We start from the raw sequence: 21,570 nt of genomic DNA, 5'->3' as shown, positions 1-21,570 counted from the left end.
TTAAACTTTTTATAGTCATTTCGACACACACTGACTTATAGTCATACCGACTACATGGAGTCACTATGACTGCAAAAGCCTTGCTCACCACCCTGCTGCCACTGGTCGCCGACCTGTCCCGCGAACTCCCCGAAGGTGAGCGCTATCGGCGCTTGCTCGAAGCCATGCGGGCCTTGCTCCCGTGCGATGCTGCCGCCCTGCTGCGCCTTGATGGCGAATGGTTGGTGCCGCTGGCCGTCGACGGGTTGAGCACCGACACCCTCGGTCGACGCTTCAAAATCAGCGAACACCCGCGTTTCGAAGCGCTGCTCAGCAGCCACGGCCCGACCCGTTTCGCCGCCGACAGCGACTTGCCCGACCCTTACGACGGACTGGTCGATGGCCTCGATGAGCATCTGGAAGTCCACGACTGCATGGGTTGCCCGCTGTTTATCGATGAGCGCCCGTGGGGTTTACTGACCCTCGACGCACTCGATCCGGAGCGCTTCGAACCGATCGAACTGGACGCCCTGGAGGCCTTCGCCAGCCTCGCCGCCGCCACCGTCAATGCCGCCGAGCGCATCGAACGCCTGGCCAATCGTGTCGAAGACGAACATCAGCGGGCCGAGGTTTACCGACAAGCCAGCGGCCAGCAGAACCGCGAGATGATTGGCCAGAGCAAGGCCCACAAACGGCTGGTGGAAGAAATCAATCTGGTGGGCGGCAGCGACCTTACCGTGCTGATCACCGGCGAAACCGGGGTCGGCAAGGAACTGGTCGCCCAAGCCATCCACGCCGCATCGCCCCGGGCCGACAAGCCGATCATCAGCCTCAACTGCGCCGCGCTGCCGGACACGCTGGTTGAAAGCGAACTATTCGGCCACGTCCGCGGCGCCTTCACCGGCGCAATGAACGATCGGCGCGGCAAGTTTGAACTGGCCAATGGCGGCACGCTGTTTCTCGATGAAGTCGGTGAACTGTCCCTGACCGTCCAGGCCAAATTGCTGCGCGTCCTGCAAAGCGGTCAGCTGCAGCGATTGGGGTCGGATAAAGAGCATCTGGTCGACGTACGACTGATCGCCGCGACCAACCGCGACCTGGCCGAGGAAGTGCGCAGCGGCCGCTACCGGGCCGACTTCTATCACCGCCTCAGCGTTTATCCGTTGCTGGTGCCAGCACTGCGTGATCGTGGGCGGGATGTGCTGTTGCTCAGTGGCTATTTTCTGGAGCAAAACCGCTCTCGCATGGGCCTCAACAGCCTGCGCCTGACCAGCGATGCGCAGGCTGCATTGCTGGCGTACACATGGCCGGGCAATGTGCGGGAGCTGGAGCACTTGATTGGCCGCAGTGCCTTGAAGGCGCTGGGTAACTGCAAGGAGCGGCCGAAGATTCTGAGTTTGAGCGCGGCGGATCTGGATTTGCCCAATGGCAGCGTTGAGCTTGCGACCGAGCCAGTCCCTGTCAGCCCTGCGGCTTTGGTCTCGGGAGACTTGCGGGCGGCGACCGAGGATTATCAGCGTCGACTGATTAACGCCTGTCTGGAACGGCACCATAACAATTGGGCGAGTGCGGCGCGTGAGCTAGGCTTGGATCGGGCGAATCTTGGAAGAATGGCCAAACGCCTCGGCATGAAGTAACCCGATTATTGTGGCGAATGGGATCCTTGTGGCGAGGGGGCTTGCCCCCGTTCGGCCGCGGAGCGGTCGTGAAACCAGCCATGAAGCTCTAACTGGAAAATAGCGGGGGAGCGCTTCGCGCCCCAACGGGGCGGTGCGGCGTTCCGACAAGCCCCCTCGCCACAGGGTTCGCTGTTGGACCAATGGATAGGGATTAGCCCTAAAGCCTGCCCGCAACAAGTCGATAACCCGGCATCGATAGCTGCTGGCGATCCTCGCGATTGCCCATCACCTTTTTCCACAGAAGGTTTTTATGTCTTCAAACAAAGCCCGCGCAGACTCACTTTCGCTTCTGCTGTTTACTTTGCGCAGCGGCAAGCTGATGGCGATCAACCTGCTGAAAGTCAGTGAAATCATTCCCTGCCCGCCGCTGACCAAGCTGCCGGAGTCGCACCCCCACGTCAAAGGCATCGCCACCCTGCGCGGTGCCTCGTTGTCGGTGATCGACCTCAGCCGTGCCATCGGCGAACGGCCGCTGGAAGACCCGAACGGTGGCTGCCTGATCGTCACCGATGTCAGCCGTTCCAAGCAGGGTTTGCACGTTCAGGCCGTGAGCAAGATCGTCCACTGCCTGACCACCGACATCCGTCCACCGCCGTTCGGCTCTGGCGGCGTGCGTTCATACATCACTGGCGTGACCTCGGTCGACGGCACGTTGGTACAGGTGCTGGACATCGAAAAAGTGATCCATGGCATCGCCCCGGCGCAGATCGAAACGGCCCCGACCGAACTGAGCATGGAAGACGCCGAAGTACTCGGCAACGCGCGGATTCTGGTGGTCGATGACAGCCAGGTGGCGCTGCAGCAGTCGGTCCACACCCTGCGCAACCTCGGCCTGCAATGCCACACCGCCCGCAGTGCCAAGGAAGCCATCGACTGCTTGCTGGACCTGCAAGGCACGGCCCAGCAGATCAACCTGATCGTCTCGGACATCGAAATGTCGGAGATGGACGGCTACGCCTTTACCCGAACCCTGCGCGAAACCCCGGACTTCTCGCACCTCTACGTGCTGCTGCACACCTCTTTGGACAGTGCGATGAACAGCGAAAAGGCCCGTCTTGCCGGCGCGAACGCGGTGCTGACCAAGTTCTCCTCGCCAGAACTGACCAAGTGCCTGATCGAGGCGGCCAAGGCTGTCGCTGAACAAGGTCATTGAAGCTTGAGCAAGGACTTCTGCTTTCTGATGCGGCGCAACCTCACTGAAGGTGTGCCTGCGATCGCTTGGCCTCAGGGAATCACCCTCAGCGAATACCGCCCCGAACTGGCTGAAGCCGTTCATCGTTTGATGGAATTGGGCTATCAGGAAGGTGGCGGTCGCGTGCCGGTCCTGGACGTTTGGCAACAGCGTTTTGAAACCGATCCTGAATATGATCCGAGCCTGTGCTTCATCGCTCTGGATGCCGAAGGCATCGTCGGCGTGTGCCAGTGCTGGACCAGCGCCTATATCAAGAACCTGGTGGTGCATCCACGGGCTCAAGGCCAAGGTTTAGGACGCGCGTTGCTGCTACATGCTTTCAACATATTTCAGCAACGACGCGAAGGTTTTGTGGATTTGAAAGTGCTGGAAGACAACCTTCGGGCGCAGCGGCTGTATGAAAGTGCCGGGATGCGTGTGATCCGCCGGGAACCGGTTCCGGCCTGACACACCGCCTTCGCGAGCAGGCTCGCTCCCACAATAGATCTTCGTCGTACACAGAATCTGTGTCCGATGCAGAGCCAATGTGGGAGCGAGCCTGCTCGCGAAGGGGCCGAAACATTCAACCTGAAACCATCAGGCATACTCCAACCTTGGCCCAAACACCCCCAAGGATGCCCGCCCCCATGAAAGCAGCAAGCCTGACTCTCCTCTGCCTCACCGCTCTCGCCTCCCAGGCTCACGCTTCCAGCCCCGACGCCTGGGCCGCCTACGACAAAGCCGTGCTTGCCAGTTGCACCAAGGCCAGCGGCTTGAAAAATGTCAAACCCGTGGGCAACGCCGCCCAGTTCGATGACCGGGTTGGCTACACCGCACTGCTGTTGCAAGGCCAATACCCGCAAAAACACATGAAAGGCCAGCAAGGCACCGAACTGTGTCTTTACAACAAAAAAAGCAAGACCGCTTACGTCACCGAATGGGACTCCATCCGCCCAACCGCAGTGACTGGCGCATAACTTGCTTCGATAGCGGCCTTTACGACGACATTCTGTCGCCGCTTCATGTCCTTTTATGCGACTGGCCGTTCAATGAATACGACGTTTTCCTGCGTAGGTTGCGGCAAATGCTGCAACGACCACCATGTGCCCCTGACCCTGCCCGAAGCCCGGATGTGGGCGGCCGATGGCGGTCAGGTGATCGTGCTGGTGGAAGGTTTCCTGGGTAATGGCCTGGGCCTGCCAGTGCAGCAACGCGAACACGCCGAACGCCGTTCGCTGATGGTTCGAAGCGGCGCAACCGAGGCGTACATAGCCATCACCTTCGCCGCCTACAACGTTGGTCGTTGCCGGAATCTTGACGAAGATAACCTCTGCCGCATCTATGAACGCCGGCCGCTGGTGTGCCGCATTTACCCGATGGAAATCAATCCGCATATTCCCCTGAACATTGCCGTGAAGGAATGTCCTCCCGAGTCGTGGGAAAAGGGACCGGATCTGATTGTGGGGGGTGAATTGGTCGATCAGGAACTGGCCGGATTGATCCAGCGCTCCCGCCAGGCGGATCGCGATGACATTCGGACCAAGGATGCGATTTGCGCGTTGCTGGGGATTCGGACTACAGCACTGAAGGGCGATGGGTTTACTGCTTATCTGCCGGACATGACGGCGTTCGCCGTGGTCATCGACCAAGTTACGACACAGCCAATGGCTGAGTCAGGCGCTGACTGGTTGTTTCATGTGTCGGGCGAGGACGTCGCCGGGCAAGTGCAGGCGGCCGGGGCGCACGTGGCGACGGATGCTCCCGAGAATTACGCGTTCATTTCGTTGCGGGCAGCCTGAGACCCAAGACTTCGGAACCACTGCGCAATCCCGTTGCGCAGTGATTCGTCGTCAAGAGGGTTAGCTGGCCGTCACCGCCAGACATTCCACTTCTACCCGCGCGTTCTCGACCAACTTGCCGGCAAACGTTGTACGTGCGGGCAAACGATCCGCCGCAAAGAAACTACGATACACAGCATTCATGGCGGAAAAATCCCTTATGTCGGCAAGGATGACCGTGCATTTGGCCACTTGAACCAGGGACGAACCACTGCGTTGCAGCGCGGTACGCAAGTTCTCCATGACCTGGGTCGTCTCCGGGCCGATGCCGCCCTTCACCAACTCACCATCAGCCCCGAGGCCGAGCAGCCCGGAAAGGTAAATGGTCTCGCCGACCTGCACCGCATCGGAGAATGCCAGACCTTCCTCATTCGGAAAGTAGCGTGGTGAGGCTGGCGCTGCGGGAGGCAAATAACGCTGGGTAATCGCCTGGTACTGGCCATTTTGCTTGAGACGCTCAAGCGCCGCATTCAGGTTATCGCGCAGCAGGGTGTCGGTTTTTCGCACGGCCATGGCCACGCCACTGCCCAGCATGGGGTCCTTGAGAGGGGCTCCGGCAAACGCGAAAGCTTGCCCTTGGGGCAGGCTTAATAACGCGTGGGTAATTTCAACGGAGTCTTGCAGGGTCGCATCGATATCACCCGCCAGCAGGCTGGCGACCAATTGGTCGTTGAAATTGAAACTGCGCACCGTCACCCCGGCCGCCGCCCAGCGAGCCTTGGCGAAAGCCTCGCGACTTGTCCCCGCAAGGACGCCGACACGCTTGCCCTTGAGTGATTGCGCATCCGGCTGCAAATTCGAGCCCACGCGAGCCACCAGACGGTTACTCAAGGGATACAGGTCTTCGGTGAAATCAACCCGCTCGCGACGCGCAGGGGTGGCGGTCATCGGCATGATCACGTCGAAACGGTTGGCTTCAAGGGCATGAATGTTGGTCGCGTAATCCTGATCAACCCAGACACAGCGGGATTTGGTTTCGGCACACAGTGCGTTACCCAACTCGATGTTCAATCCGACCAGCTCCCCCTTGTCGTTACGGCTCTCGAACGGCGGAACCAGGGCTTCAACACCGAAACGGATCTGTGGATCGGACGTGGACGACATGCAGCCAGTGGTCAGGGCCACCAGCGACAGTAGAGAGAGGGTTTTTACCAGAGACATTTTGGCGGCCTTCATCGAAAATTCACGGGCATGAATCTTCGACGAGTGGCCACCGACTTACCCAGAGGACAAATCGCTCATCTTTGTAAGAACTATCTCAATGACAGAAAGAACAATTACCGCTCAACAAAACGCCTGACAGTCAGCGTTTACCCATGGAGCGACGAGTGCCAGGAGGCGCCGCCCCCGGCGTCTTGGTATGGCCATTCTTGGCGCCGTTCTTGTACCAGGGCTGGCTGGCGTTCTTCGCTGCGGCCAGGTCGCCCGGCTTGAACGGGAACTTGAACGCCGGGATCTCGGCTTTGGTTTCGCTGTCTGCGCTGGAGTCGACGCTGTCTGGCAGGTCAGCCTGGTCGTCGCTCAAAGCGTCGGCAACCGGCGGTTGTGTTGGGGAAGTCATGAAAGCTCCGGGTGATGCATAGAGTCGGGCCCGGTCAGCGAGCCGCGAAAGGCGGCAGTATACCTGTGTCGGGAGTCGCAAGCTTCAAGCAGCAAGCGAGTCCGTCGGGTTTTGTATCGACTGACCTGACGCCTTCGTCGGAACGCCGCCCGGACCAAGCTCGGCTCCTACAATGGAACGGTGTCCATCTGCGAGACATTGGTCAGCTGTCAGGCCGCCATCGCGGGCAAGCCATGCTCCTACAGAAGCAAAGCGGCGTACATCATCCGCTTTTTCACCACTCAACAGGCCGAGCGTTAGCTCGCAGATGCGGTGTATTTAAACCCGGAACGCCCTGAAATTAGGGGCGCAACGGGCTAACAACTGTAGGAGCAAGGCGACAGGTACCTTGACACGTACCGGTTTGAAAAAAAAGTGAGTCGCCGTAAGGGCGAAACCCTAAGTGGCCGTTACCGCAGAAATGGATATGTACCCGGTCCACAACCGCCTGGCCGGCTAGCAAACTGACAGCGCCGTCAGTTAGCAGTCACCTTCCTGACGGGCGAACAGGTTTATAAAGGAAGGTATAAACCTGAAAGAATTCCGACCACCCCAGCCCCGGCGCCCCACTCGCATGCGAATTCAGAAAAAACCCGCCTTGCTCGCAGCCCTTCTGATCGTTCTGGCAGCGCTGGGCCTGTGGTACGCCGTCAAGCCCGCTACCACCAAACTGACCGCACCCACTGCGATCCCCGTTCGGGTAGTGAACGTCACCGAAAAAGACGTCCCCCGCTACGTCAGCGGCATCGGCTCGGTACTGTCCCTGCATAGCGTTGTGGTGCGCCCGCAAATTGACGGCATCCTCACCAAATTGTTGGTCAAGGAAGGCCAACTGGTGAACAAAGGCGACCTGCTCGCCACCATCGACGACCGCTCGATCCGCGCCAGCCTCGATCAGGCCCGGGCGCAACTCGGCGAAAGCCAGGCGCAGCTGCAAGTCGCGCTGGTCAACCTCAAACGCTACAAGCTACTGAGCGTGGACGACGGCGTATCCAAACAGACTTATGACCAGCAACAGGCGTTGGTCAACCAACTCAAAGCCACCGCCCAAGGTAACCAGGCCTCGATCGACGCCGCTCAAGTGCAGCTCTCCTACACACAGATTCGCTCCCCAGTGACCGGTCGCGTCGGTATTCGCACAGTGGATGAAGGCAACTTCCTGCGCATGACCGACGCTCAAGGCCTGTTCACGGTGACCCAGATCGACCCGATCGCCGTGGAGTTCTCGCTGCCACAGCAAATGCTGCCGACCCTGCAGGGACTGATCAACGATCCACAGCACACGCCGGTCAAGGCTTATATCGGCGCCGACACCGACGGGGAAACCGGCAACCTGCTGGGCGAAGGCCGCCTGACCCTGATCGACAACCAGATCAACGCCAACACCGGGACCATCCGCGCCAAAGCCGAATTCGCCAACCCAGCACAGAAACTCTGGCCGGGCCTGCTGGTAACGGTAAAGATTCAGACCGCACTGGATAAAAATGCGCTGGTGGTGCCGCCCACCGTCGTACAACGTGGCCTCGATCAACATTTCGTCTACCGGGTCAATGGCGACAAGGTCGAAGCCGTTCAGGTGCAGATGGTTTATCAAGGCAGCGGCCAGGACCTCATCAAAGGCGTGAAACCGGGCGATGTGCTGGTCAGCGACGGCCAGTCGCGGCTCAAACCGGGTTCGACCGTGCAGGTAGTGACCGACCCACCGCAAGTGGTGCAATCGGAGCCGAAACCATGAAGGGCCATGGCTCGGTTTCCGCGTGGTGCATCGACCATCCGGTGGCGACGATCCTGCTGACCTTTGCGCTGGTGCTGCTCGGGGTCATCGCGTTCCCGCGCCTGCCCATCGCGCCATTGCCAGAAGCGGAATTCCCGACCATCCAGGTCGCCGCGCAATTGCCCGGCGCCAACCCCGAAACCATGGCCTCGTCGGTGGCCACGCCGCTTGAAGTGCAATTCAGCGCCATTCCCGGCGTGACCCAGATGACCTCGAGCAGCGCCCTGGGCTCGACCATTCTGACCCTGCAATTCACCCTCGACAAAAGCATCGACACCGCCGCGCAGGAAGTCCAGGCCGCGATCAACACCGCCGCCGGCAAACTGCCCAAAGACATGCCGAACCTGCCGAACTGGAGGAAGGTCAATCCGGCCGACAGCCCGGTGCTGATCCTCAGCATCAACTCGCCGCAAATGCCCGGCACCGAAGTCAGTGACCTGGTGGAAACCCTGCTCGCCCGCCAGATCAGCCAGATCGATGGCGTAGGCCAAATCAACATCACCGGTCAGCAACGTCCGGCGATTCGCGTGCAGGCGTCAGCGGACAAACTCGCCGCCATTGGCTTGACCCTGGCGGACATTCGTCTGGCGATCCAGCAGACCAGCCTCAACCTGGCCAAGGGGGCGTTGTACGGCGAGTCGAGCATTTCGACCTTGTCCACCAACGACCAATTGTTCCACCCCCAGGAATACGGTCAGCTGATTGTTTCCTACAAGGATGGCGCACCGGTTCATCTCAAGGATGTGGCCAAAGTCGTCAACGGTTCGGAAGATGCCTACATCCAGGCCTGGGCTGACGGTCAGCCGGGGGTGAACCTGGTGATTTTCCGGCAACCGGGGGCCAACATCGTCGAGACCGTGGACCGTATTCAAGCGGCCCTGCCAACGCTGGAGGCCATGCTGCCGGCATCGGTGCAGGTCAAAGTGTTGATCGACCGCACCCAGACCATCCGTGCTTCGTTGCATGAAGTGGAAGTCACCCTGCTGATCGCAATCCTGCTGGTGGTGGCAGTGATGGCGCTGTTCCTGCGGCAGTTGTCGGCGACCCTGATCGTGGCGTCGGTGCTCGGTGTGTCGCTGATCGCCAGTTTTGCCCTGATGTACATCATGGGCTTCAGTCTGAATAACCTGACACTGGTCGCTATCGTGGTGTCGGTCGGGTTTGTGGTGGACGATGCGATTGTGGTGGTGGAAAACATTCACCGTCACCTGGAAGCCGGCGACGGCATGCGCGAGGCGGCGATCAAGGGCGCCGGCGAGATCGGTTTTACCGTGGTCTCGATCAGCTTCTCGCTGGTGGCGGCGTTCATTCCGCTGCTGTTCATGGGGGGTGTGGTCGGGCGGCTGTTCAAGGAATTCGCCCTGACCGCCACCTCGACCATCATGATTTCCGTGGTGGTGTCCCTGACGCTGGCGCCGACCCTGGCGGCGCTATTCATGCGCGCGCCGGTGCATCACGCCCACGGCAAACCGGGTTTCGGCGAACGCTTGCTGGCGCTGTATGAGAAGGGCTTGCGCCGCGCCCTCGCCCATCAGAAATTGATGATCGGTGTGTTCGGTCTGTCCCTCGGCCTGGCGGTCGCCGGGTACATTTTCATTCCGAAGGGTTTCTTCCCGGTACAGGACACCGGTTTCGTCCTTGGCACCACCGAAGCAGCCGCTGATATTTCCTACGGCGACATGGTGAAAAAACACCTGGCGATGGCCGAAATCGTTGCCGCCGATCCCGCCGTCGAGACGTTCTCCCATTCGGTCGGCGTTTCGGGCAGCAACCAGACCATCGCCAACGGCCGCTTCTGGATTTCGCTGAAAAAACGCGGTGACCGCGATGTGTCCGCCAGCCAGTTCATCGACCGGATTCGTCCGCAACTGATGAAAGTCCCGGGCATCGTGCTGTACCTGCGCGCCGGGCAAGACATCAACCTCAGCTCCGGTCCGAGTCGCGCGCAGTACCAATACGTGCTCAAGAGCAACGACGGGGCACTCCTGAGCACCTGGACCCAGCGCCTGACGGAAAAACTGCGCGCCAACCCGGCGTTCCGTGACATTTCCAACGACCTGCAACTGGGTGGCAGCATCACCCACATCAGCATTGACCGCAGCGCCGCAGCGCGTTTCGGCCTGACCGCCAGCGATGTCGACGAAGCGTTGTACGACGCCTTCGGCCAGCGGCAGATCAATGAGTTTCAGACCCAGACCAACCAGTACAACGTGATTCTGGAACTGGACACCAAGCAGCGCGGCAAGGCCGAAAGCCTCAACTATTTCTACCTGCGCTCGCCCCTGAGCGGGGAAATGGTGCCGCTGTCAGCCCTGGCCAAATTCGATGCGCCCACGATCGGCCCGTTGTCCATTGCTCACGACGGGATGTTCCCGGCGGCCAACCTGTCGTTCAACCTGGCGCCCGGCGTCGCGTTGGGCGATGCGGTGATCATGCTCAATCAGGCCAAGACCGACATCGGCATGCCGGTGGCCATCAGCGGTAATTTCCAGGGCGCGGCCCAGGCGTTCCAGAGTTCGCTGGCCAGTCAGCCGTGGCTGATCCTCGCGGCGCTGGTGGCGGTGTACATCATTCTCGGCGTGCTCTACGAGAGCTTCGTCCATCCGCTGACCATCATCTCGACGCTGCCGTCGGCGGGGCTCGGTGCGGTGATCATGCTGTGGATTTGCGGGCAGGACTTTTCGATCATGGCGCTGATCGGGCTGGTGCTGCTGATCGGCATCGTCAAGAAGAACGGCATTCTGATGATCGACTTCGCGCTGGACGCCCAACGTAACCGTGGCTTGCCTCCCGAAGAGGCGATCTATGAGGCGTGTTTGACGCGGTTCCGGCCGATCATCATGACCACCCTCGCCGCCCTGCTTGGCGCCCTGCCGCTGATGCTCGGCTACGGCACCGGCGCCGAACTGCGCCAGCCATTGGGCATCGCGGTGGTCGGCGGCTTGCTGGTGAGCCAGGCGCTGACGTTGTTCACCACGCCGGTCATATACTTAATGCTCGAACGGCTATTCCATCGACCAAAACCAGCACCGATGTCGGCGCTGACGACCACAGACTGAGGCGGGGTCATGCGCGTTCTGATTATCGAAGACGAAGAAAAAACCGCGGATTATCTGCACCGCGGCCTGACGGAACAGGGTTACACCGTGGACCTGGCGCGCGACGGCGTTGAAGGCCTGCACCTGGCGCTGGAAAGCGACTACGCGGTGATCGTCCTCGACGTCATGCTGCCGGGCCTCGACGGCTTCGGCGTACTGCGCGCGTTGCGTGCGCGCAAGCAAACCCCGGTGATCATGCTCACCGCCCGCGAGCGTGTGGAAGATCGCATCAAAGGCCTGCGCGACGGTGCCGACGATTACCTTGGCAAACCGTTTTCCTTTCTGGAACTGGTGGCGCGCCTTCAGGCGCTGACCCGCCGCAGCGGTGGCTACGAACCGGTGCAGGTGAGCATCGCCGACCTGTGGATAGATTTGATCAGCCGCAAAGCCACCCGTGCCGGCACGCGTCTGGACCTGACCGCCAAGGAGTTCTCGCTATTGAGCGTGCTGGCCCGCCGTCAGGGTGAAATTCTGTCGAAAACCGCCATTGCCGAAATGGTCTGGGACATCAATTTCGACAGCGACGCCAACGTTGTCGAAGTCGCGATCAAACGCTTGCGCGCAAAGCTCGACGGGCCGTTCGAAGAGAAGCTGCTGCACACGATTCGTGGCATGGGTTATGTGCTGGAGAGCCGTGGTGTCCAGTAACTCGATTGCCCTGCGCCTGAGCGGGATGTTCACGCTGGTGGCGCTGCTAGTGTTTCTGTTGATCGGCTGGGCGCTGTATCAACAGGTCGATAAAGGCCTGGGTTTGTTGCCCGAGGCTGAACTGGACGCGCGCTACAGCGTGCTTGAATCCACGGTCGGGCGTTATGGCACGCCCGAGCATTGGGTGAAGATCAACAACAAGCTCAAGCTGCTCGGCGAAGAAGACAAACGCATCAGCTTCTGGATCATCAGCGGTGATCCGCACTACGAATACGGCAACCTGACGCCACAGATCCGCGCCTTTGCCGAAGGCCCGCTGGGCATGCGCGACTTGAATCTTGCGGATCAGCCTTATCCGCTGAAAGTGCTGGTCAGTCAGTTCCCGGCCAAGGATCAACGCCCGCCGTTGCGCTTCATGATCGGCATCGACACCGAGACGTTTTTGCAGACTCAGCACCATTTGCTGATTGCACTGATCAGCCTGGCGATCATCGGCGTGTTGCTGGCCTCAGCCCTCGGTTATTGGGTGGCGCGAATCGGCCTTAAACCGCTGATCAAGCTGTCCCAGGAAGCCCAGCGACTGGCACCGCCACTGCTGTCCGGTCGCCTGCAATTGTCGCCACTACCGCCGGAACTGAATCAGTTCGTGAACTCGTTCAACTCGACACTGGAGCGAGTCGAACAGGCTTACTCACGCCTTGAGTCGTTCAACGCGGACGTGGCCCATGAACTGCGCTCGCCCCTGACCAACCTGATCGGCCAGACCCAGGTTGCGCTGACTCGCGGGCGATCCGCCGAACACTATTTTGAAGTGCTGCAATCGAACCTTGAAGAGCTTGAGCGACTGCGCTCGATCATCAACGACATGCTGTTCCTCGCCAGCGCAGACCAAGGCAGCAAAGCCACCAAACTGACCTCCACCTCGCTGGCCGATGAAGTGGCAACGACGCTGGAGTATCTGGATTTCATTCTTGAAGACGCGCAGGTTCAGGTGCAGGTCAGCGGTGATGCGCAGGTGCGGATCGAGATTGCTCATCTGCGCCGGGCGTTGATCAACCTGCTAAGCAACGCGGTGCAGCACACCGAGCCTGGGCAGGTGATTGAGGTGCGGATCGAGGTTGAGGAGCATCAGGTCAGCATCGGGGTTGCGAACCCTGGATCGCCGATTGCCAGCGAGCATTTGTCGCGGCTGTTTGAGCGTTTTTATCGGGTCGATGCGTCGCGCAGCAACAGTGGGAATAACCATGGCTTGGGGTTGGCGATCGTCAAGGCGATTGCACTGATGCACGGCGGGGATGTGTTTGTGCGCAGTGATCACGGCATGAATACCTTCGGCATTCACCTCCCCGTCTGATCCAGCCCGGCCCTCTGTGGCAAGCGGGCTTCTTTGGTGAAAGGGCTTTTGTGGTGAGGGGCCTTTTGTGGTGATGGGCTCTGGGCTGAGGGACCTTCTGTGCTGAAGGGGCTTTTGTGGTGAAGGGCTCTGGGCTGAGGGGACTTCTGTGCTGAAGGGGCTTTTGTGGCGAGGGGACTTGTCCCCGTTGGGCTGCGGAGCGGCCCCAAAAATCTATAGTGTTACCGAAATCTTGCCAGCGCTACGCACTGGAACGGGGACAAGTCCCCTCGCCACAAAAGCCCCTTTGCCACAAAAACCCCTTCACCACAAAAGCCCTTTTGCAACAAAAACCCCTTCACTACAAAAGCCCCTTCAGCACAGAAGTCCCCTCAGCCCAGAGCCCATCACCTCAGAAGCCACCTCACCACAGGACTTGTTCACTCCGGCTATCTACTGTTGCTTTAAGCGCAACAGTCCTTTCATGAATCCGCTCTTTTTCCCCTCGCAAATCCCCCTTATCTTGGCCCCACCAAACAGCACTTGCCAAGCAAGAAGGTTTTAAAGATGTCCAACACTATGGGTATTGCCAGCGCTTTCGTTTTGTCCTCTTTGTTTCTGTCTCCGTTCGCCATCGCTGAAGAGTCGCAGACGTTCGTCACGCAAAACTCCGCACGCGCGGCTGCGTTCGAACAGTCTCAGAGCGAAATGACGGCCAAGGCTCAGGAAGCTGCGCAAACCCCTCAAGCGTCGAGCACTCAGGCCCAGCCAGTGGTTGAGAAAGACAGCTGATTGCCCAGTATCACTCTGTTTCCCTCGACACTTTTCATCGGCTCTTCCCTTTGAAAAGTTGTCTTCAAAGCCGCTGCTATCAGCGGCTTTTTTTCGTTGTGGTTTTAAACAGCTTTAGTTCGTCTTCCCTAACAAGAAACATCCTGAGTCTCAAAACAATGAGGCTCTTAGTTGACCCAAGGAGCTTTACCGCTAGTGCGTTTCCCTCTCAGATTCAGCCCTTTATTCATTGCAATCGCTGCAACGGTGACGCCTGCTGCTCACGCCGCAGACGACTCAAACGCCGAAGGTTTCGTTGAAGGATCGAGCCTCAACCTCAACGCCCGTAACTACTACATGAACCGCAACCGCCTGCAGCAGACGGACGACAACATTGAATGGGGCCAGGGTTTCCTTGGCCTCTTCGAATCGGGCTACACCCAAGGCACCGTCGGTTTCGGCGTTGACGCCCACGCCATGCTCGGGCTCAAGCTCGACGGCGGTGGCGGCACTGATAATTCGAGCATCCTGCCGGTCAGCGATGGCAACGGCAAAGCGCCAGGTTCTTTCTCGACGGCGGGCGGCACGCTGAAAATGCGTGCCTTCAATACTGAACTGAAGGCCGGTGACTTGTTTCTCACCAACCCGGTGATCGCCGGCGGCGAAACCCGCATGCTGCCCCAGACCTTTCGCGGCGTCAGCCTGACCAACCACAGTTTCGACGGCTGGATGATCGAAGGTGGCCAGGCGAGTTTCACCAAGCCTTACAACCAGAGTGGACACACCCGAATCGGCACGTCCTACGGCAGCCTGGCCGACGGTGACGAAAGTAAGCACCTGAATTGGGCCGGCGTGGCCTGGAGCGGCCTGCCGGGGTTGACCAGCAGCCTCTATGCTTCCGAACTCAAGGACATCTGGAACCAGTATTACTACGACCTGGATTACACCTACGCCTTGAACGATCTGGTCAGCCTCAACCCGGGTCTGCATGCCTATCACACGCAAGACACCGGCGATGCGCTGCTGGGCCACATCGACAACAACACCTACAGCCTGCATTTCACCGTTGGCGTGGGCAATCACAGCGTTACCGCGGCCTATCAGCGGGTCAACGGCAACACGCCGTTCGACTACATCAGCCAGGGCGACAGCGTCTACCTCGACAATTCCCAGCAGTATTCGGACTTCAACGGCCCGAACGAACGCTCATGGAAACTCAAGTACGCCTACGACTTTGTCGGGCTCGGCCTACCCGGCCTGACCTCGGCGGTCTCTTACTCCCGAGGTGAACTGGACCTGACCAAGGTCGATCCGGACAGCCCCGGTTATGCCTCGTGGTACAGCGCTGACGGCAAAAACGCCAGGCACTGGGAACGCGACATTGATCTCAACTATGTGGTTCAGGGCGGCAAGGCCAAAAACCTGGCGTTGCGTCTGCAATGGGCGACCAACCGTGGAGGCAACGGCTACGGCGCGCTGGATCAGGACACCGATGAATACCGGGTGATCGTCGACTACCCGCTCAATGTCTTCTAAGCTTCAATAAGCAAAAGGCCAGCATGTTTTGCTGGCCTTTTTTTTATCCGGGATTTATACAGGCGCTCCGAACGCAAACGGTTTCTGGGATTCTGCCTGAGTCTTGCAAAACACTTTCATAACGCCTCATTAGCAGAAGTCAGAACCATGAGTGTGAGCAATGCAACATCTCACCATCCGATCCGGTCGACGCGATCGGAGCGGCTTCTGGTTCTTGGTAGTTTGCTGTTGGTAATTGCGATATTAAGCATCGTGACGTTCCTGCTCATTCGCGAACGGGCCAATGCTGAACAGTCGGCCACTCGTGCAGCCACCAACATCGTGCAACTGATCGACGCCGACGTGCTGCGCAATGTCGAACTCTATGACCTGTCCTTGCTCGGCTTGATCGCCGCCTCCCAGCGTGAAGACCTCAAGAACGTTTCCCCTAGCATCCGCCATCTGGCCTTGTTTGACCGCGCCACTGCCGCGCCGTACAAGGGCGACATTTTGTTGCTGGACAACAAGGGCGACGTGATCGCCGACTCGGCCTCGGTAGAGCCCAGAAAGGGCAATTTTGCTGACCGCGAATACTTTCAGTCGCACGTGAACAATCGCGACCCGAGCATGTTCATCAGCCGTCCCTTCCGTTCCAGACTGCCTGAACATGAATGGCGAATCAGCTTCAGTCGCCGGGTCAGCGGCTCACAGGGTGAATTTCTTGGCGTGGCCGAAGCCGCCATGCGCTTGAGTTATTTCGATCAACTGTTCAACAGCTTGAGCATCGGTCGTGACAGCTCGGTCAACCTGATCAGCTCGGACGGGATTCTTCTGGCCCAGGAACCCCGCTTGGCCGAAGAGCTTATTGGCAAGGACTTCAGCAACCGTCCCAACTTTCAGCGCATCGTCAAAGAAGGCAACGGCAGCTTCACCGGTGTTTCAAGCCGCTATAAGGACAAACGCCTGTACACGTTCTCCAAGGTGGGCAACTTGCCGTTGATCGTCATCGTTGCACTGTCCAGTGATGAAGTGTTTGCGTCGTGGAAGCGCACGGCGGTGGTGGTCAGCGTTGCGACTGTTGCGCTGTGCATCGGCTTGCTCTGGCTGACTTGGCTGCTCAGCCGGGAACTGCGCCTGCGCCACAACGCCGAACAGGAACTGGCGCAACTGGCGGCTACCGATGCCTTGACCGGCCTGGCCAACCGCCGAACGCTGGATCAGGTCCTGCGCCATGAGTGGTTCCGCGCTCAACGTTCCGGCCAGCCGTTGTCGCTGCTGATGATTGATGCCGACCATTTCAAGGCGTTCAACGATCGTCATGGGCATCAGGCTGGCGACGATGCGTTGCGCTCGGTGGCCAAGGTGATCTCCGACAATGTGAGGCGACCAGCCGATCTGGTCGCCCGTTATGGCGGTGAGGAGTTCTCGGTGATTCTTGCGGAAACCGACAGCCAGGGTGCGCAACAGATTGCCGAACACATCCGCTCGACAGTGGAACAATTGCCGCTGGTGCCGGGTGCCGAGTCGCCGATTACTGTCAGTATCGGTATCAGTACCTGGACCACCTCCGCCGAGATCAGTCTGGAACAGCTATTGTTTGCAGCGGACAAGGCGCTGTATCAGGCCAAGGAAGCAGGCAGGAATCGGGTGGTCGCTGCCTGATCGTTCCCGCAGGCATAAAAAAAGGCCACCCGAAGGTAGCCTTTAAAAAACTAGAGAGGTTTTTTACTTACACGGCCGCAACTGGACGCATGTAAGAGATCGGTGCAGTGCTGGCGTCTTCGAAAGTCACGACTTCCCAAGCATCTGTCTGCTCAATCAACTTGCGCAGCAGCTGGTTGTTCAATGCATGTCCGGACTTGAAGCCCTTGAACTCACCAATCAGGCTATTGCCCAGCAGGTAGAGGTCACCAATTGCATCGAGGATCTTGTGCTTCACGAATTCGTCTTCATAGCGAAGGCCGTCTTCGTTCAGTACACCATCCGCGTCGACCACAATAGCGTTTTCAACGCTGCCGCCGAGTGCGAGGTTGTGCTTGCGCAGGTACTCGATATCACTCATGAAACCAAAGGTACGGGCGCGGCTGACTTCTTTTACGAACGAAGTGCTGGAAAAATCCACGCTTGCACTTTGTGTGCGGTTACGGAAAACCGGGTGATCGAAATCGATCTCGAAACTCACCTTGAAGCCTTCGAAAGGGACGAAAGTGGCGCGCTTGTCGCCGTCTTCCACTGTCACTTCCCGCAGGATCCGGATGAACTTCTTCGGTGCGTCCTGTTCTTCCAGGCCGGCCGATTGAATCAGGAATACGAAAGGTCCAGCGCTACCATCCATGATCGGAACTTCAGACGCGGAGAGCTCGACGTAGGCGTTATCGATGCCCAGGCCAGCCATGGCCGAGAGCAAGTGCTCCACCGTATCCACTTTGGTGTCACCACTGACCAATGTGGTCGACATCGTGGTTTCACCAACGTTTTCCGCGCGGGCAGGAATCTGCACCACAGGGTCGAGATCGGCACGAACAAACACAATGCCGGTGTCGATAGGTGCGGGCTTGAGGGTCAGGTATACCTTCTCCCCGGAGTGCAGGCCTACACCTGTAGCACGGATAATATTTTTCAGTGTGCGTTGTTTAATCATGGCTTGGGCCGCTTCAGCGCAAATTGCGAACTGGTATCAACAAAGGCTGGCGATGATAGCAGACCAGACCTTTGCTGAACACCAATCACCTTCATAGCCCTGATACATTCCATTAATCGGCCTGACGACGCAGGAAAGCCGGGATGTCCAGGTAGTCCAGATCATCTTGCGGATTCATCTTCGCGGCAGTCGCAGCACCGGCCTGAGCCTGGTTGCGCATGACGGTCGGACGGTCCAGGTCACGATAGTTTACCGCTGGCGCGTCCTGACGCGAAGGCGCTTGTTGCTGCGGTTGCGAAGCCACGGAGGTGTGCATGGTGTTGTCGATAACCTTCACAGGCTTCTCGATTTTCGCGCCCAGACCTGTGGCAACCACGGTCACGTGCAGCTCGTCGCGCATGTCCGGATCGATAACGGTACCGACCTTGACCATCGCGTGCTCGGAAGCGAAGGCTTCGATGATGCTACCCACGTCGGAGTACTCACCCAGGGACAGGTCAGGACCGGCGGTGATGTTCACCAGGATGCCGCGTGCACCTTGCAGGTTCACATCTTCCAGCAACGGGTTGCGAATGGCCGCTTCGGTGGCCTCGCGTGCACGGTTCGGACCGCTGGCGCAGCCAGTGCCCATCATCGCCATGCCCATTTCGCTCATCACGGTACGCACGTCGGCAAAGTCGACGTTGATCATGCCCGGACGCTTGATGATGTCGGAGATACCGCGAACGGCACCGGCCAGTACATCGTCGGCCTTGGCGAATGCGGACAGCAGGCTTGCGTCCTTGCCAAGGATGGTCAGCAGCTTCTCGTTGGGAATGGTGATCAACGAGTCGACGCTTTCAGACAGCAGACGGATGCCTTCATCGGCGATCTGCATGCGCTTGCGACCTTCGAACGGGAACGGACGAGTCACCACCGCTACGGTGAGAATCCCCATTTCCTTGGCCACTTCAGCAATGATCGGCGCAGCACCGGTACCGGTACCACCGCCCATGCCGGTGGTGATGAACACCATATTAGTGCCCTGCAGGACTTCGGCAATGCGCTCACGATCTTCGAGAGCGGCCTGACGACCTACTTCAGGGTTGGCGCCAGCGCCGAGACCTTTGGTCACGCCGGTGCCCAGTTGCAGGATGGTCCGCGCGCCGATGCTTTTCAGCGCTTGGGCATCAGTGTTGGCGCAGATGAATTCAACGCCTTCAATGTTGCTCTTGACCATGTGGTTGACAGCGTTGCCGCCGCCTCCGCCAACACCGATAACTTTAATAACCGGGCTTGCGGGGATGTTGTCTACGAGTTCGAACATTTTCCCTCTCCTTTCATTTCTCTAGTTTTTTCGCCTACTGCCTGTATCTACAACGGTGCTGCGGTAAATCTTTAGAAGTTGCCTTGTACCCAGCTCTTGATGCGATCGAGCAAGGCGGCTTTCGGTTCTTCATTGCTGTAGCTGTCACGGCTGCTGATGCCCGAGAACGAAATCCCGTCGGACTGCTTCTGCAGGCCGTACATCAACAGGCCAACGCCAGTGGAATAAATCGGGTTGCGGACCACATCGTCCAGGCCCTTGACGCCATGCGGCACGCCCAGGCGGACCGGCATGTGGAAGATTTCTTCGGCCAGTTCGACTGCGCCTTCCATCTTCGACGTACCACCGGTCAGCACGATGCCGGCCGGGATCAGGTCCTCGTAGCCACTGCGACGCAGTTCGGCCTGGATCAGCGTGAACAGTTCGTCGTAACGCGGCTCGACCACTTCGGCCAAGGCCTGACGGGACAGCTCGCGCGGTGGACGGTCGCCGACACTTGGGACCTTGATGGTTTCACCGGCACCGGCCAGTTTGGCCAGGGCGCAGGCGTAGCGAATCTTGATTTCTTCGGCGTACTGGGTCGGGGTGCGCAACGCCATGGCGATGTCGTTGGTTACCTGGTCGCCCGCAATCGGGATGACCGCGGTGTGACGGATCGCGCCTTCGGTGAAGATCGCGATGTCGGTGGTGCCGCCGCCGATGTCCACCAGGCACACGCCCAGCTCTTTCTCGTCGTCGGTCAGGACCGAGTAGGCCGAAGCCAGTTGCTCGAGAATGATGTCGTCGATTTCCAGGCCGCAGCGGCGCACGCATTTTTCAATGTTCTGTGCGGCGTTGACGGCGCAGGTGACCACGTGAACCTTGGCTTCCAGACGTACGCCCGACATGCCCAGAGGCTCACGAACACCTTCCTGGTTATCGATCACGTAATCCTGCGGCAGGGTGTGCAGCACGCGCTGGTCAGCCGGGATTGCCACGGCCTGGGCGGCGTCGAGCACGCGCTCGAGGTCGGCGGAGCTGACTTCGCGATCACGAATCGCCACGATGCCGTGGGAGTTCAGGCTGCGGATATGATTGCCAGCCACACCGACGAACGCCGAGTGAATGCGGCAACCAGCCATCAGCTGCGCTTCTTCGATCGCGCGCTGGATCGATTGCACGGTGGACTCGATATTGACCACCACGCCTTTCTTCAGGCCACGGGACGGATGGGTACCGATCCCGACGATTTCCAGCGTGCCGTCGTCCGAGACCTCGCCGACCAGCGCCACCACCTTGGAGGTGCCGATATCGAGACCGACGATCATTTTGCCGCTTTGCACGTTTGCCATGGGTCCTGCCTCTTCTTAATTCTTCGCGACAGCGGGTTGGGCTGTCGTGGGCGCTACAGGTTCCCGCCAGCCAACAGCGAGGCCGTTGGCGTAGCGCAGATCGATGCGCGCAATGTTCGTAATCTGTTCTTTAAGCGTCTTGTCATAGATGGCAATGAAGCGGCGCATCTTTTCCAGCAGGTTGCCGCGTCCCAGCAACAGTTCGATTCCCGGACCCGCGCTGCCGGCGCCGGTGGTCAGGAACCAGCTACCTCGATCACGCAACTCCAGGCGTGCAATCGAGAAGCCCAACGGCCTGAGCATCTGGCTCAGCACCTGGTATTGCTGCATCACTTGCTGTTGGGCCCGTTGTGGACCGAACAGCTGTGGCAAGTGTTCGTAGTTCGCCAGCTCACGCGGGGTGAACGCCTGACCCTGGTTGTTCAACAGCGATTCATCGCCCCAACGGGCCACCGGCAGTTGTTCTTCCAGGCGAATCACCACTTGATCCGGCCACACCCGACGCACTTCGGCGTGGGCAATCCATGGCATCGTTTCAAGCTCGGTGCGCATGCTCGCAAGATCGATGGTGAAGAAGCTCGACGCCACGTACGGGGCGATCCGCTGCTGCACCGCTTGCTGGCTGATGTAACTCAAGTCGCCCTGCACGTTGATCTTGGTGATCGGCCGGTCGGCGTACGGCAACAAACGCTGCGCGCCTTCGTAAGTACCGAAACCCAGTGCGACCAACAGCACCGGCCAGAACAGGCTTTTCAGAAAACCAAAATTGGCTTTCGGCAGGCGCGCAGACATCGGCTCTTTGGCCACCATTCGGCTGGCACCCCGCGGTACCGGCTTGCGGCCGGGTGGTGCGGAGGGCTGATGTCTCAGCTGTGCGCCTTGCATG

The 21,570-nt window shown here is 59.3% G+C and carries 18 protein-coding genes; 12 read left to right on the top strand and 6 right to left on the bottom strand.

What is annotated here, in order from left to right; translation table 11 throughout:
* Positions 1-65: 65 nt before the first annotated feature.
* From norR to PMI27_RS08730, 5 genes are all read left to right on the top strand, one after another.
* Positions 66-1,616, top strand: coding sequence for a nitric oxide reductase transcriptional regulator NorR (norR, locus tag PMI27_RS08710; protein ID WP_008147553.1), 1,551 nt, complete (start codon positions 66-68; stop codon positions 1,614-1,616).
* Positions 1,617-1,908: 292 nt separating this feature from the next.
* Entirely contained in the window at positions 1,909-2,811 is a 903-nt protein-coding gene (locus tag PMI27_RS08715; RefSeq protein WP_008147551.1) for a chemotaxis protein CheV, read from the top strand.
* Positions 2,812-2,838: 27 nt separating this feature from the next.
* On the top strand, positions 2,839-3,297 hold the full coding sequence (locus tag PMI27_RS08720; protein WP_033053425.1) for a GNAT family N-acetyltransferase: 459 nt from the start codon (positions 2,839-2,841) through the stop codon (positions 3,295-3,297).
* A gap of 179 nt (positions 3,298-3,476) precedes the next feature.
* The gene (locus tag PMI27_RS08725) at positions 3,477-3,806 is read left to right on the top strand and encodes a hypothetical protein (protein ID WP_008147547.1); all 330 of its coding nucleotides are present in this window, start codon (positions 3,477-3,479) and stop codon (positions 3,804-3,806) included.
* Positions 3,807-3,878: 72 nt separating this feature from the next.
* The gene (locus tag PMI27_RS08730; protein ID WP_008147546.1) at positions 3,879-4,628 is read left to right on the top strand and encodes a YkgJ family cysteine cluster protein; all 750 of its coding nucleotides are present in this window, start codon (positions 3,879-3,881) and stop codon (positions 4,626-4,628) included.
* Positions 4,629-4,688: 60 nt separating this feature from the next.
* Here the strand turns inward: PMI27_RS08730 and PMI27_RS08735 are convergent, their stop codons facing one another.
* Complete coding sequence (locus PMI27_RS08735) at positions 4,689-5,828, bottom strand: transporter substrate-binding domain-containing protein (RefSeq protein WP_008147544.1); 1,140 nt, start codon at positions 5,826-5,828, stop codon at positions 4,689-4,691.
* Between the two features lie 142 nt (positions 5,829-5,970).
* The gene (locus tag PMI27_RS08740) at positions 5,971-6,228 is read right to left on the bottom strand and encodes a hypothetical protein (RefSeq protein WP_008147542.1); all 258 of its coding nucleotides are present in this window, start codon (positions 6,226-6,228) and stop codon (positions 5,971-5,973) included.
* Between the two features lie 613 nt (positions 6,229-6,841).
* On the opposite strand from PMI27_RS08740, the gene PMI27_RS08745 reads away from it, so the two are divergent.
* From PMI27_RS08745 to PMI27_RS08775, 7 genes are all read left to right on the top strand, one after another.
* Positions 6,842-8,002 carry an efflux RND transporter periplasmic adaptor subunit gene (locus tag PMI27_RS08745; RefSeq protein WP_008147540.1) on the top strand — a complete coding sequence of 387 codons (1,161 nt, stop codon included), beginning with the start codon at positions 6,842-6,844 and terminating at the stop codon, positions 8,000-8,002.
* Entirely contained in the window at positions 7,999-11,100 is a 3,102-nt protein-coding gene (locus PMI27_RS08750) for a multidrug efflux RND transporter permease subunit (protein ID WP_008147537.1), read from the top strand. Before PMI27_RS08745 ends, PMI27_RS08750 begins: the two co-directional genes overlap by 4 nt.
* Before the next feature lie 9 nt (positions 11,101-11,109).
* The gene (locus PMI27_RS08755) at positions 11,110-11,787 is read left to right on the top strand and encodes a heavy metal response regulator transcription factor (protein WP_008147535.1); all 678 of its coding nucleotides are present in this window, start codon (positions 11,110-11,112) and stop codon (positions 11,785-11,787) included.
* The gene (locus PMI27_RS08760; protein WP_008147533.1) at positions 11,777-13,141 is read left to right on the top strand and encodes a heavy metal sensor histidine kinase; all 1,365 of its coding nucleotides are present in this window, start codon (positions 11,777-11,779) and stop codon (positions 13,139-13,141) included. Before PMI27_RS08755 ends, PMI27_RS08760 begins: the two co-directional genes overlap by 11 nt.
* 546 nt (positions 13,142-13,687) lie before the next feature.
* Complete coding sequence (locus tag PMI27_RS08765; protein WP_008147531.1) at positions 13,688-13,912, top strand: hypothetical protein; 225 nt, start codon at positions 13,688-13,690, stop codon at positions 13,910-13,912.
* A gap of 195 nt (positions 13,913-14,107) precedes the next feature.
* Positions 14,108-15,427: an OprD family porin gene (locus PMI27_RS08770; protein WP_033053423.1), complete on the top strand. Its 1,320-nt coding sequence runs from the start codon at positions 14,108-14,110 to the stop codon at positions 15,425-15,427.
* 147 nt (positions 15,428-15,574) lie between these two features.
* Positions 15,575-17,068 carry a sensor domain-containing diguanylate cyclase gene (locus tag PMI27_RS08775; RefSeq protein ID WP_008147527.1) on the top strand — a complete coding sequence of 498 codons (1,494 nt, stop codon included), beginning with the start codon at positions 15,575-15,577 and terminating at the stop codon, positions 17,066-17,068.
* Between the two features lie 67 nt (positions 17,069-17,135).
* On the opposite strand, the gene lpxC is transcribed toward PMI27_RS08775, so the two are convergent.
* From lpxC to PMI27_RS08795, 4 genes are all read right to left on the bottom strand, one after another.
* The gene (lpxC, locus tag PMI27_RS08780; RefSeq protein ID WP_008147525.1) at positions 17,136-18,047 is read right to left on the bottom strand and encodes a UDP-3-O-acyl-N-acetylglucosamine deacetylase; all 912 of its coding nucleotides are present in this window, start codon (positions 18,045-18,047) and stop codon (positions 17,136-17,138) included.
* Positions 18,048-18,159: 112 nt separating this feature from the next.
* Positions 18,160-19,353, bottom strand: coding sequence for a cell division protein FtsZ (ftsZ, locus tag PMI27_RS08785; RefSeq protein ID WP_008147521.1), 1,194 nt, complete (start codon positions 19,351-19,353; stop codon positions 18,160-18,162).
* Positions 19,354-19,424: 71 nt separating this feature from the next.
* Positions 19,425-20,684 carry a cell division protein FtsA gene (gene ftsA / locus PMI27_RS08790; protein ID WP_008147519.1) on the bottom strand — a complete coding sequence of 420 codons (1,260 nt, stop codon included), beginning with the start codon at positions 20,682-20,684 and terminating at the stop codon, positions 19,425-19,427.
* A 15-nt stretch (positions 20,685-20,699) separates the two neighbouring features.
* Positions 20,700-21,569 (bottom strand): cell division protein FtsQ/DivIB, encoded by an 870-nt coding sequence (locus PMI27_RS08795; RefSeq protein ID WP_008147517.1) that lies wholly within the window; start codon positions 21,567-21,569, stop codon positions 20,700-20,702.
* Between the last annotated feature and the right edge of the window lies 1 nt (position 21,570).

It is taken from the genome of Pseudomonas sp. GM41(2012), assembly GCF_000282315.2.
In the GTDB taxonomy this organism is placed as follows: Bacteria; Pseudomonadota; Gammaproteobacteria; order Pseudomonadales; family Pseudomonadaceae; genus Aquipseudomonas.
Note: the sequence above shows the minus strand (reverse complement) of the source record. Positions and strands in the feature narration are given on the sequence as shown.